Source organism: Pseudoalteromonas sp. NBT06-2 (assembly GCF_002276045.1).
Classification (GTDB): domain Bacteria; phylum Pseudomonadota; class Gammaproteobacteria; order Enterobacterales; family Alteromonadaceae; genus Pseudoalteromonas.
The window spans coordinates 1-13,323 of the sequence record NZ_NQMR01000113.1 but is presented as its reverse complement, the minus strand read 5'-3'; the positions used below and the strand labels follow the sequence as shown (position 1 = coordinate 13,323).

The following is a 13,323-nucleotide window of genomic DNA, read 5'->3' as shown; positions in this document are numbered from 1 at the left end:
GTTTTATCTTGGAATGAGGATTAACGAGAATGAGTGTTTACAATTTTTGTGCGGGGCCAGCAATGTTGCCACCAGATGTGATGAAAAAAGCACAAAAAGAATTTATTGATTGGCAGAACTTAGGTGTTTCAGTGATGGAAGTTAGCCATCGAAGCGCACCATTTCTAGAGCTCGCTCATAAAAGTGAAGAAAGCTTACGCCGCTTAATGAATATATCTGATGACTATGTCATTTTGTTTATGCATGGTGGCGGTAGAGGTCAATTTTCAGCTGTACCTCTCAATTTACATCAAGAGGGTAAACAAGCAATTTATTGTCAAACAGGCACTTGGTCTTCAAGCGCACTTGATGAAGCAAATAAATTCACCCAAACACAAAAATTTAATATTAGAAACGATCAAGGTTCAATTGCCTCTGTGATCCCTGTCGATCAATGGCAACTTCCTGCAGAAGCTTCATATATCCATTATTGTACAAATGAAACAGTAGATGGCATCGAACTTTTTGATGTACCAAAACATTCAACTGCGCCGATTGTAGCGGATATGTCTTCAAATATATTATCTCGCCAAATAGACATAAACCAATTTGATTTAATCTATGCTGGTGCACAAAAAAATATAGGCCCATCAGGTCTAGCAATTGTGATTGTTAAAAAAGATTTATTATCTCGACCAGGCCTCGCAAAACCTGGTGTATTTGATTATGCCCTAGAAGCAAAACAACAAAGCATGTTTAATACACCACCAACGTTTGCTTGGTATCTAGCGGCTGAAGTTTTTACATGGTTAGAACAAAATGGCGGTGTAGAAGTGATGGAAGCACATAATCGTGACAAAGCTGCTCTACTATATGATTTCATTGATAATAGTGATTTTTATAAAAACAATATCGATACAAGTTGTCGCTCATTAATGAACGTGCCTTTTTTATTAAAAAATGAATATCTTAACAAAGCCTTTTTAACCCAATCTCAAAATATGGGTTTACTTGCTTTAGAAGGCCACCGTAGCGTGGGTGGTATGAGAGCAAGTATCTATAATGCAATGCCAAAATCGGGTGTTGAATCTTTAGTAGATTTTATGCATAAGTTCTCAAAGGAGAACACATAATGGAGCAACTAAAACTAGAGCCGATATCACAAGTAAATGGCACCGTTGTATTACCGGGCTCTAAGAGTCTGTCAAACCGTATTTTATTATTAGCAGCGCTTTCAAAAGGAACAACACAAGTTGAGAATTTGCTAGATAGTGATGATATTCGATATATGCTTGGTGCATTAAATGAATTAGGTGTTGAAGTAACACTCAGTGAAGATAAAACAACTGCAATAGTTCATGGTGTCAGTGGTCAGTTTGCGCAACCTACTAAACCATTATTTTTAGGCAATGCTGGTACGGCATTTAGACCGCTCACTGCTGCTCTTGCGGCAATTGAAGGTAACTATGAATTAACAGGTGAACCTAGAATGGAAGAGCGACCAATTGGTCACTTAGTTGATGCATTATCTGGGCTTAATGCAAAAGTAAAATATTTAAAGAATGAAGGATTCCCGCCACTTAATATTTCAGGTAAAAAGCTTGATGGTGGAGATGTGAGTATTGATGGTAGTATTTCAAGCCAATTTTTAACTGCTTTGTTAATGGCTGCACCTTTATTTAAAAATGATACAAAAATCACAATAATAGGGGAGTTAGTTTCAAAACCTTATATCGATATTACTTTAGATATAATGTCTCGTTTTGGTATTACCGTTGAAAATAACAATTATGAAACCTTTATTGTAACAGCAGGGCAGCAATATACTTCACCAAGGCGTATTATGGTTGAAGGCGATGCGTCTTCTGGATCTTATTTTATGGCCGCAGCTGCTATTAACGGTGGCACAATTGAAATTAAAGGTGTTGGTAGTAAAAGTGTTCAAGGTGATATCGGTTTTGCCAATGTGATGGAGCAAGTAGGCGCTAAAGTACAATGGTTTGATGAAAAAATTGTAGTGAGTAAAGGCGATTTAAAAGGCGTAGATATCGATGCCAATGAAATCCCTGATGCAGCAATGACATTAGCGACTGTTGCGCTCTTTGCAAAAGGAAAAACGGCAATTCGTAATATTTATAACTGGCGCGTAAAAGAAACAGATCGCTTATATGCGATGGCAACAGAGCTCAGAAAAGTGGGTGCAGAAGTCATTGAAGGAGAGGATTTTATCGAAATCACACCTCCTGTTACAATTAATTTCACAGATATCGATACCTATAATGACCACAGAATCGCAATGTGTTTTTCTATGGTTGCGGTAGGGGGATACCCTATAATAATCAACGACCCTAAGTGTGTAGATAAAACTTTTCCAACTTATTTTCAGACATTATCGAGCATAAGTTAATGTAACTTGATATGAAATAATAAAATAATTGAGATAAATATGCGAAAAATTTAATGTTTTCGCTTATAATGCGCCGATTATTTTGTATGCATAGATGGAGGTTGAAATGCAACCAGTCTCACCAGTAGTCACAGTAGATGGTCCAAGTGGAGCAGGAAAAGGAACCGTTTGCCGTTTATTAGCGGAAAAACTAGGTTGGGATGTATTGGATAGTGGCGCGATATACCGAGTATTAGCACTTGCTGCAATTCATCATCAAATTTCAGAAGGTAACGAAGCTGCATTAGTACCATTAGCTGCAAATTTAGATGTACAATTTTTAATAGATAGTGAAACCAGCTCTAGCAGAATCGTTTTAGAAGGTGAAGATGTTACCAAGCGTATTAGAAACGAAAATGTAGGTGCCGTTGCGTCAAAAATCGCTGCATTACCACGCGTAAGGGAAGCTTTATTAAGACGCCAGCGTGCTTTTAAAACAGAAAATGGTTTGATAGCAGATGGCAGAGATATGGGGACCGTTGTTTTTCCGGATGCGCCATTTAAAATATATCTAACCGCTTCAGATGAAGAGCGTGCAAATAGACGTTATATGGAGTTGAAGCAATCAGATGTTAATGTTAAAATTGATACTATATTAGCAGACATCAAAGCGCGTGATGAACGTGATATGAATCGCAGTATTGCACCTTTGGTGCCAGCTGAAGATGCAATTTTAGTTGATACAACTAAAATGAATGCAAAACAAGTATTCGAACATGTATATGATTTATACACACAAGCACTAATGACACAATAACAATTAAAGGCTAAGTTTATTGTTTTTTAGTGCATTTTCAGGTTTTTTAGACTAAAATAATTCCGGATAGGAAGTACAACTTTGTATTTCCATTTTAAAGAGCGAAATATATGGATATTATTTGCTAAATTAATAACCCCATGCGGCAGGCAAGCTAATTGGTGATATAAACATTAGAGACGTATTAAGTATGTCAGAAAATTTTGCACAGTTATTTGAAGAAAGCTTACAAGGTTTTGAAGCTCAACAAGGTTCTATCGTTAAAGGTACAGTTATTTCAATTGAAAATAATATTGTACTTGTTGACGCTGGTCTTAAATCTGAAAGCGCAATTCCTGCCGAGCAATTCAAAAATAATGCTGGTGAATTAGAAGTTGCTGTTGGCGACGAAGTAGATGTAGCGTTAGACGCAATTGAAGATGGTTTCGGTGAGACAATCCTTTCTCGTGAGAAAGCGAAACGTCATGAAGCTTGGATCCGTTTAGAAAAAGCATGTGAAGAGCAAGAAACTGTTACTGGTATCATTAACGGTAAAGTTAAAGGCGGTTTCACTGTTGAAGTTGACACTATTCGTGCATTTCTACCTGGTTCATTAGTTGATGTGCGTCCAGTACGTGATACGACTCACCTTGAGCATAAAGAACTAGAATTTAAAGTTATTAAACTTGATCAAAAACGTAATAACGTTGTTGTATCTCGTCGCGCAGTAATTGAGTCTGAAAATTCTCATGAGCGTGAAGAACTTCTAGCAAACCTTGTTGAAGGTCAAGAAGTTAAAGGTATCGTTAAAAACCTTACAGATTACGGTGCATTTGTTGATCTTGGTGGTGTTGACGGTCTTTTGCATATCACAGATATGGCTTGGAAACGTGTTAAGCATCCATCAGAAATTGTTAATGTTGGTGACGAAATATTAGTTAAAGTACTTAAGTTCGATAAAGAGAAGACGCGTGTTTCTCTAGGCCTTAAGCAACTTGGCGAAGATCCATGGTCAGCAATAGCTGGTCGTTACCCAGAAGGTTCTAAACTTACTGGTCGTGTAACTAACTTAACAGACTACGGTTGTTTCGTTGAAATCCAAGAAGGCGTAGAAGGTTTAGTACACGTTTCTGAAATGGATTGGACTAACAAAAACATCCACCCTTCTAAAGTTGTAAGCTTAGAAGACGTTGTTGAAGTTATGGTTCTTGAAATCGATGAAGAACGTCGTCGTATTTCTTTAGGTCTTAAGCAGTGTAAAGCTAACCCTTGGCAAGAATTTGCTCGTCTACAAGTTAAAGGCGATCAAGTTACTGGTAAAATCAAATCCATCACTGATTTCGGTATTTTTATCGGTCTTGACGGTGGCATCGACGGTCTTGTTCACTTATCTGATATTTCTTGGAACACTCCAGGTGAAGAAGCAGTACGTGATTATAAGAAAGGCGATGAGATCTCAGCTGTTGTACTACAAGTTGACCCAGAGCGTGAGCGTATTTCATTAGGCGTTAAGCAAATTGAAGCTGATCCGTTCAATAACTTCCTAGATCTAAATAAGAAAGGTGCTATCCTTACTGGTAAAGTAACAGCTGTAGATGCTAAAGGTGCTACTGTTGAGCTTATCGAAGGCGTAGAAGGTTATGTACGTGTAGCTGATATCGCTGTTGAGCGTGTTGAAGATGCATCTACTGTTGTTTCTGTAGGTTCTGAGTTAGAAACTAAACTAATGGGCGTTGATCGTAAGAATCGTACAATTAGCCTTTCAGTTAAAGCACTTACTCAAGCTGAAGAGAAAGAAGTTTTAGAAAAACTTAAGAAAGAAGAGCCTGAGTTCGAAAATGCGATGGCAGCAGCATTTAAAAATGCTAAATCTTAATTAGTATATATTTCTAAAATATATCCAAGGAAGGGGGGGTAAACCCTTCCTTAATTTCACTAAGGAATTAATATGACTAAGTCTGAACTTATCGAACAACTTTCTGAACAGCATTCACATTTAGCTGTTAAAGATGTAGAAAACTCAGTTAAAGAAATTTTAGAACTTATGGCTGATTCATTAGCGGATTCTGATAGAATCGAAATCCGTGGCTTTGGCAGTTTCTCTCTTCATTTTCGCGCACCACGTATAGGTCGTAATCCTAAAACAGGAGATACAGTGGAGTTAGATGGTAAATATGTGCCTCATTTTAAGCCGGGTAAAGAATTAAGAGATCGTGTCAATGCGAGCATTGCATCTTAAAATGATAGCTGGAGTAGTTAATTGTTTCGAGTAGTAAAAATACTCTCTTTATTAAGCTTTTTGTTTTTAGCATTTGTATTGGGGTCTCAAAATCCACAATTAATAAATATTAATTATATTCTTGCTAGTGCTAAATTACCTTTAGCTGCTGTAATCAGTATTTGTTTTATAGTAGGCGTTGCTGCTGGTACCCTAATCAGCTTTAAGTTATTCACAACTTTAAAATGGCAAAATTTCCGATTGAAATCTAGCAATAAAAAGCTCATCTCAGAAAAAGAAATTTAATATGATAGAGCTATTATTTTTACTCTTGCCTGTGGCTGCAGGTTACGGATATATCATGGGTAAAAATAGTGCAAGATCTAAAGCACATGAACAAAACCGTCAAATTACCTCTGAATACAGTAAGGGATTAAAGTTTTTACTGGATCGTGAAGAAGATCAAGGCTTAGAACATTTAATTAATTTATTAGAAGTCTCTGCTGATTCCGTCGAGCATTATCTCACATTAGCAATCATGTTCAGGCGACGAGGTGAATTCGATCGTGCAATTAAAATACATGAATTACTGCTTGAACAAGCAAATTTAAACGCCAAGGTAACATCTTCGATACTAATAGAACTGGCACAAGATTATATTATGGCTGGTTTACTGGATTGCGCTGAAAAACATCTATTAGAGTTAGTCAAACGCTCAGAACCCAAAGCTATTGAACTTTTATTTGATTTATATTTACAAACTAAAGAATGGCAAAAAGGGATCTTACTGTACGAAAAAAATGGAAATTTATTCTCTAAACACAAATTAAAAGTGGCAGTAGCAAACTTTTATTGTGAACAATCTTTAATAATAGAAAAACCTAAATTAATGCGCAAAGTTTTAGGTATCGAAAGTGGTGTCGTTAGACCATTATTTGAACTTGGCAAAGCTGCATTCAATAGGGAAGACTACGTTAAAGCGATTTCTTATTGGCGAGATTTACTTATTCAATCTCCTAATTATGTACCATTGATTATAGATAATTTAGAATCTTGTTACTGCCATCTCGGTTTGAACGAGCAATATGAGACATTATTAGAACAAGAGATCTCACGAGGTGGCGTATTAATAAAAATTAAATATTGCCGGATCTTAGTTAAAAATAATCGTTTAGAAGAGGCGGTTAAGTTCTTAATTAAAAGTTTGAAAAAAGAGCCTAATATTCGAGGTTTTAGCTATTTACTAGAATTAATTACTTCGCAAAATTCGGATATCAAAAAAGTAATACATCAGATAAATGAATTAGTGCAATCTTACATTGCAACAAAATCTGAGTTTCAATGTACTCATTGTGGGTTTAATAGTTATACTATTTATTGGTCTTGCCCTTCATGTAAACATTGGGAGACTATCATCCCTAGTCGTGGATTAGATGGTTTTTAAAATAGATCTACTGAATATCTCTCGACAACTGCTCCTGCGTTGTTTTATTCTCCTACATCGGTGTAGGAATATTAAAGCCACGCGTGGCATTCTCTTAAGGTTAAACCATAGAGATATTTCTTCAACCTGGTCTACGGCCTGTTATATAAATTTTTTAAGGTTTTTATTTAAATGAATCAATTAAATGACCCTAAGGTGCTTATTGCACTTGATTACGCGTCTGAAGATGATGCAATTAACTTTGTTAAACAACTTTCTCCGAGTCAATGTAGATTAAAAATAGGCAAAGAAATGTTTACTTATTTTGGTCCTCAGTTTGTAAAAAAATTAATTGATTTAGATTTTGACATTTTCTTAGATTTAAAATTTCATGATATCCCAAATACAGTTGCAAAAGCGGTAACTGCGGCTGCTAAAATGGGGGTTTGGATGGTTAATGTTCATGCGAGTGGTGGCCCACAAATGATGGCTAAGGCAAAAGAAGCTTTAGTTGAATTTGGTGATAAAGCGCCTTTATTAATTGCTGTTACAGTGCTTACAAGTATGGATGATGAAGAGTTAACACGCTTAGGCGTTAATAAAACGCCTGCAGATCAAGTATTATACTTAGCTAAACTTGCAAAAGAGTCAGGATTAGATGGTGTTGTTTGTTCGGCACAAGAAGCGCAAAGTTTAAAACAACAACTTGGTGCTGATTTTAAATTGATAACACCGGGTATTCGTCCAGCAGGAACTGATGCAGGTGACCAAAAACGTATCATGACACCAAAAAAAGCAATCGATAGTGGCAGTGACTATTTGGTAATTGGTAGACCAATAACACAGTCTGTTGATCCTGTTAAAATTTTAGATGAAATTAATAATTCAATAACAATATAGTCTGACATTTAAGGTATTGTATTAATAATACCTTTTCATTTATATTTATCTTTTCTATTATATTTATGTCACAATTAAAGTCATAAAATAAAAATAATCAAGAGAATAGAAATGAGGTACGCATTAATTTTAATAGTAGTGATTGCACTTGGTGTTTATTACAATCACTGGTTGGATATTGAGCATAAGAGAACTGCGTTTCCAGCACTTTTAAAAGAAGTTTCAGAAAATAACGTGAGTCTGTTTGATGTAAAAAAAGCAATTTTTTTGTTAGTTCAATTAAGTTGTGAAGAGTCAAAAAATAAATTAGAAAAACGCGGTTCTTCAGTCGAAGAATGCCTTGAATATCAACTGTCATTTAAAACAGAATGTGATACTAAGATATTTAGGCTTGCGCCAATCAAATTTACAGATACGAAAGAGCTATTAGATTACTCAAAGAGATATCATAGATGCATTATGCCTTCGGGTTTTTCCCAAATTACATCACGACAATATTCATAAAAAAGCGTTTTTTAGAGCGCTTTTTTATGTGAAAACTAAATATACCCAAACCACTTCAAGATGCAGGATTCAGTTGGAATTAGAAATGCTTTAGGTAAGGCATTGATTGAAGAACATGGTATTCCCTTTTCAAAATCAATAACGCTGCATAAAGTATTTATAAACCAACCTTACAGGGACTTCTGAGCAAATCATGCTCGTTGTTGCCTGCATGGATGTAGGTACTAGAGCAATGCAGGAGCATATTGCCGGTCCATCTTTTTTTAAGGGAGTAACCATTAATGCAAAGATGCGCCTGGATCATGAATTGCTCAGCAGTCCTGAACCTCACATCTTGAAGTGGCTTGGGTATAAGTTAATTTAGTTTTATGCTTTTTGCTTCTATTGCAATAACACCTTTCTTAAATAAACCGCCAATTGCTCTTTTAAAATTGGCTTTACTACAAGAAAAAGTTTTTTTGATTAGTTCTGGATCAGACTTATCACCAAGAGGTAAAAAACCATTGTTTTTATTTAATTCTTCTAGTATTTTATCTGCTAATGAATGGGTGCTAGCCATACCGATAGGTTCTAAAACAATATCTAGTTTATTATCTTCACGTACTTTTTTGATATAACCAGGCATTGTCTGACCAACAAATAAGGATTTAAAGACTTGATCGTAATATACAATTCCCCAGTGTAATTTATCAACTATCACTTTATATCCAAGATCTGTACGGCCAGCGATAATTAAATCAACTTTATCTTTAAAATTATAATTTGCTTCAGCTTTACCTATAAATTTATTATATCTGTTTGATGCACAAAGCCTTTGACTGGCGTTATCTAAATAAACACCAACAAGATATGACATACCTTGTTCCATTTTAGGGTTTTGCTCGCCATAAGGTACTAATAGATCTTTATCTATGCCCCAATCTAAAAATGCACCTATATTGTTTATTTCTTTTACACGCATTAATGCAAAATCACCAAGCTGTGCATTTGGTTTAGTTTTTGTTGCTGTTGTTAAGCCGTCTGAATCTAAGTAAATAAAAACATTAATTTTGCTATCGGCTATATCTCGTTCTGCAAGTTCATTTAGAGGCAAAAATACTTCACCAAGATTTTTTCCATCTAAATATGCACCTTCGCCTGAGCGCTCAGTGATTGTAAGTGTATGAAAGCATCCTAAAGTGATCATTCATCAATATCCTGTATTGGAGTCTCTTTATTGACTCTTGGTTTACGTTTAAGCGGGCTTTGACCATCAATATCAAATGGTGCTGGAATCGGCGTTCTTATTTTTTTCTTTACTGACTTCACTGGTTTTTTATCTAATTTCTTAATTGTTTTTTTGTTTTTGAAGTGAGTTTTTTTAGCTGTTTTTTCTTTAAGACCTTTAAATTTAGCTTTTAAACCATCTACGGATAAGAAAGTTAATTCTTGTTGTAAGTATTTTTTAAGTGCTAAAAAATTATCCCAGTCTTTAGGACCTACAAAGGAAATAGCTTGTCCTTTAAATCCAGCTCGACCGGTACGGCCAATTCTATGTATATATTCTTCAGAGTTTTTAGGTAAATCAAAGTTAATTACATGGGTAACGCTTAACAAATCAAGACCGCGTGAAGCAACATCAGTAGTTACTAATATTTGATATTGCTCCTTACTAAATGCATCCATAATTTTAAGTCGTTTATTTTGACTCATATCACCTGATAACGCCGCAGAGTTCATTGCTTTATTTTTAAGAAGATCGCTTAAACGTTGTGCATCATTGCGGGTCGCGGTAAAAATAATACACTGGCCTACATTTTTTTGCGATACAAAGTGGTTCAATAAAGCTTCTTTATGATCTAAATGATCTGCTAAAAATAAACTTTGAGTGATATCTTCATGCTTTTCAATTGCAGAGCCTACAATCACTTTTTTAGGTTTTGTAAGTAGGTTGCTAGAAAGTGTATCAAGCTCAGCATGTTCTAGGGTTGCAGAAAACATCAAAGTTTGGCGTAATCTATGGTCTGCATTTTCATTAATTAAATTGATTTCGTCTTTAAAACCTAGATCCATCATGCGGTCAGCTTCATCAAGAATAAGCATTTCTAGGCCGCTTAAATAAAATGATTTTTGTTTTAAGTGATCGGCAAGCCTACCAGGTGTGGCAACAATAAATTGTGGTTCTTTTCTCAGTGCTTTAATCTGATCGTTAAAATTATCACCACCGAGTATTTTAGTTGCTAATAAGTTTGTGCCAGCAATTAGCATACGTAATTGTGTAAAAACCTGATTCGCTAGCTCGCGGGTAGGCGTGATAATTAAGATGCGTGGATCACGTTTACTTAAAGCTTTTTGTTTTAGGACACGTTGTAATGCTGGTAGCAAAAAAGCAAGAGTCTTACCTGAACCTGTTTTTGATTGAGCAAATAGATCTTTACCTGCAATGACAACAGGTATTGATTTTTGTTGAATTTCAGTTGGTTCAGTGATTGCTTGATGAGCCAGCTGCTTAGCTAAACGTATATCAATACCGAGCGTTTCAAATTGCAAATTGATTCTCCGGGGGGTTTTTATGTAGCAGTCGTTATGCATTACATAAAGTAGATTAAATAATAAAAAAGCGCAGTATTATACAACATCTAATACTTAGCAGATAGGATTATATAAAAGAAATAAAAATCATAAAATAAGCAGGGTTGGTACTGAGTCAAAATAATATTCGCACTAAATGTTAGTTTAGTGCGAAGTTCTAAGTCTACTTTTGAGTATATGCCTCGTTGTGGGTACCTGCAGCACGGCCTGAAGGATCAGCATTTTTCATAAATGATTCATCCCATGCAAGTGCTTCAGGTGTAGAACATGCAACAGATTTACCATGAGGTACACAGTTAGCAACAGCATCGCCAGGGAAATGCTCTTCAAAAATACGACGGTAAAAGTAAGCTTCTTTTGAATCAGGCGTATTGATTGGGAATTTAAATTGTGCATTTTCAAGCATTGAATCTGTTACTTGTTGCTCTACAAACTCTTTGAGAGAATCAATCCAGTTGTAGCCGACACCATCTGAAAATTGCTCTTTTTGACGCCATAATACTTCTTCTGGTAAATAGCCTTCAAAAGCTTCACGTAAGATATGTTTTTCAATTTTACCGTCTTTACATTCTTTTACCAAAGGGTTGATGCGCATCGCAATATCAACAAACTCTTTATCTAAGAATGGGACTCGTGCTTCTACGCCCCACGCAGCCATTGACTTGTTTGCTCTTAGACAATCAAACATATGTAGTTTAGATACTTTACGATTAAGCTCTTCATGAAATTCTTGAGCATTTGGTGCTTTATGGAAATATAAGTAACCACCAAACAGTTCATCAGCACCTTCACCAGACAGTACCATTTTTATACCCATGGCTTTAATTTGGCGAGACATTAAATACATGGGTGTTGAAGCACGAATAGTTGTTACATCATAGGTTTCTAAATGATAAATCACTTCACGTAATGCATCTATACCTTGTTGAACAGTGAAATGAATAGGGTGATGGACCGTTCCTATCATATCAGCCACTTTTTGTGCTGCTGCTAAATCAGGGGAGCCTTCTAAACCAACCGAAAACGAGTGAAGTTGCGGCCACCATGCATTTGATTTATCGTTATCTTCAATACGTTTCGCAGCAAATTTTTGTACAATTGCAGAAATAACAGAAGAATCTAAACCACCAGATAATAAAACACCATAAGGCACATCACACATAAGTTGGCGTTTTACAGCATCTTCCAAGCCATTTTTAACATCTTCCACTTTTGCGACATTATCTTTGACTGCATCAAAGTTTTGCCAATCACGTTTGTAATAAGGAGTTAATTTACCATCATTACTATCAAGGTAATGACCGGGTGGAAATTCTTCAATCGTTTTGCAAATCGGTGCGAGTGCTTTAAGTTCTGACGCAACATAAAAGTTACCATGTTCGTCAATTCCGGTATAAAGCGGAATAATACCAATATGATCACGACCTATTAGATAGGTGTCTTTTTCTTCATCGTATAAACAAAAAGCAAAAATACCGTTTAGATCATCTAAAAATGCAGCGCCTTTTTCTTTATATAAGGCTAAAATAATCTCACAATCTGATTCTGTTTGAAATTCGAAATCAGTATTGAGTGCGTTAGCCAGTTGTTTATGATTATAAATTTCGCCATTAACAGCTAAGTAATGTGTTTTTTCTGGGTTATATAGTGGTTGTGCTCCACTAGATACACCCACAATAGCTAAACGTTCATGTACCAAAATTGCTTTATCTGATGAGTACACTCCAGACCAATCTGGACCACGATGCCTTAATAATTTAGACATCTCAATTGCTTGGCTGCGCAACTGCGTTGGATCTGTTTTTATATCCAGCACGCCAAAAATAGAACACATACCTCATTCCCCAATTAGATAATAAGTTTAAAAAATAATGAACTACTATATGTATCAAATAAAGTTTATTAAGTCACACCTAAATTTAACAAAAAATGAATATATGCTGTAAAAAACACACATTAACATCAAAACATGCATTGATACCGCTTGGTTGATTAATATGACTGTTATGTTGCTCAATACTTTGATTCCAACTGAATCCTGCATCTTGAAGTGGTTTGGGTATAGTTATTCTCCATTAAGAAAATTTAACGCAGTATACGGAAATTTTAGCCTCGCCCGCAGGGAATGGCCAAAAATCACATATGCTACGTTGTATCAGCTCGAAATAGCCCACGATTCCATTCACTAATACGCCTTGCCTGTGTGATTTTTGGACCATTCTGGTGTTCGTATTTTAAACTAACCGGTGCTCTAGGATAGGGCTGGAAATTTTTTTCTTCACTTCAGTTCACACAAGGCACACATTGACCACACATAGCCAAGGTAAAATTTTAAGAGGTTAAGTAACAAAATAAGGGCTACATGAAAACATGATGAAAGGCTATATGATGAAACCCAAGCAAACTTTATGTCCTCAATGTCATGAGCAAACGCTTTTTCGTATAAAACGAAGCATTTTAGAAAAAATTATAAAAAAAAATGCAAGGAAGTTTAAATGCTCTTGTTGCGGACATGTTTGTTGGTTCACGGCTAGCGCATTTTAACC

The 13,323-nt window shown here is 35.7% G+C and carries 13 protein-coding genes; 10 read left to right on the top strand and 3 right to left on the bottom strand.

Annotated elements, in window-relative coordinates; genetic code table 11:
• Nucleotides 1–29: 29 nt before the first annotated feature.
• From serC to CJF42_RS27625, 10 genes are all read left to right on the top strand, one after another.
• On the top strand, nt 30–1,112 hold the full coding sequence (serC, locus tag CJF42_RS18685; RefSeq protein WP_095368133.1) for a 3-phosphoserine/phosphohydroxythreonine transaminase: 1,083 nt from the start codon (nt 30–32) through the stop codon (nt 1,110–1,112).
• A complete protein-coding gene (gene aroA / locus CJF42_RS18680; protein WP_095368132.1) occupies nt 1,112–2,386 on the top strand; it encodes a 3-phosphoshikimate 1-carboxyvinyltransferase in 1,275 nt (424 codons plus the stop codon). Before serC ends, aroA begins: the two co-directional genes overlap by 1 nt.
• 106 nt (nt 2,387–2,492) lie before the next feature.
• On the top strand, nt 2,493–3,182 hold the full coding sequence (gene cmk / locus CJF42_RS18675; protein ID WP_095368131.1) for a (d)CMP kinase: 690 nt from the start codon (nt 2,493–2,495) through the stop codon (nt 3,180–3,182).
• 190 nt (nt 3,183–3,372) lie between these two features.
• A complete protein-coding gene (gene rpsA / locus CJF42_RS18670) occupies nt 3,373–5,037 on the top strand; it encodes a 30S ribosomal protein S1 (RefSeq protein WP_095368130.1) in 1,665 nt (554 codons plus the stop codon).
• A gap of 72 nt (nt 5,038–5,109) precedes the next feature.
• On the top strand, nt 5,110–5,400 hold the full coding sequence (gene ihfB, locus CJF42_RS18665; protein WP_095368129.1) for an integration host factor subunit beta: 291 nt from the start codon (nt 5,110–5,112) through the stop codon (nt 5,398–5,400).
• Between the two features lie 21 nt (nt 5,401–5,421).
• On the top strand, nt 5,422–5,685 hold the full coding sequence (locus CJF42_RS18660) for a lipopolysaccharide assembly protein LapA domain-containing protein (protein WP_095368128.1): 264 nt from the start codon (nt 5,422–5,424) through the stop codon (nt 5,683–5,685).
• Between the two features lies 1 nt (nt 5,686).
• Nucleotides 5,687–6,823, top strand: coding sequence for a tetratricopeptide repeat protein (locus tag CJF42_RS18655; RefSeq protein ID WP_095368127.1), 1,137 nt, complete (start codon nt 5,687–5,689; stop codon nt 6,821–6,823).
• Nucleotides 6,824–6,994: 171 nt separating this feature from the next.
• A complete protein-coding gene (pyrF, locus tag CJF42_RS18650) occupies nt 6,995–7,702 on the top strand; it encodes an orotidine-5'-phosphate decarboxylase (RefSeq protein ID WP_095368126.1) in 708 nt (235 codons plus the stop codon).
• Nucleotides 7,703–7,813: 111 nt separating this feature from the next.
• Complete coding sequence (locus tag CJF42_RS18645) at nt 7,814–8,206, top strand: hypothetical protein (RefSeq protein ID WP_095368125.1); 393 nt, start codon at nt 7,814–7,816, stop codon at nt 8,204–8,206.
• Between the two features lie 193 nt (nt 8,207–8,399).
• Nucleotides 8,400–8,570, top strand: coding sequence for a hypothetical protein (locus tag CJF42_RS27625; protein WP_170940658.1), 171 nt, complete (start codon nt 8,400–8,402; stop codon nt 8,568–8,570).
• Here CJF42_RS27625 and CJF42_RS18635 read toward each other — a convergent pair.
• The 3 genes from CJF42_RS18635 to asnB all read right to left on the bottom strand — a co-directional run bounded on the left by CJF42_RS18635 (nt 8,562) and on the right by asnB (nt 12,611).
• A complete protein-coding gene (locus tag CJF42_RS18635) occupies nt 8,562–9,392 on the bottom strand; it encodes a CvfB family protein (protein WP_095368123.1) in 831 nt (276 codons plus the stop codon). The genes CJF42_RS27625 and CJF42_RS18635 overlap by 9 nt on opposite strands.
• Nucleotides 9,389–10,735, bottom strand: coding sequence for a DEAD/DEAH box helicase (locus tag CJF42_RS18630; protein WP_095368122.1), 1,347 nt, complete (start codon nt 10,733–10,735; stop codon nt 9,389–9,391). The genes CJF42_RS18635 and CJF42_RS18630 overlap by 4 nt, the downstream gene beginning before the upstream one ends.
• Before the next feature lie 205 nt (nt 10,736–10,940).
• Nucleotides 10,941–12,611, bottom strand: coding sequence for an asparagine synthase B (gene asnB, locus CJF42_RS18625; protein ID WP_095368121.1), 1,671 nt, complete (start codon nt 12,609–12,611; stop codon nt 10,941–10,943).
• Nucleotides 12,612–13,323 lie beyond the last annotated feature (712 nt).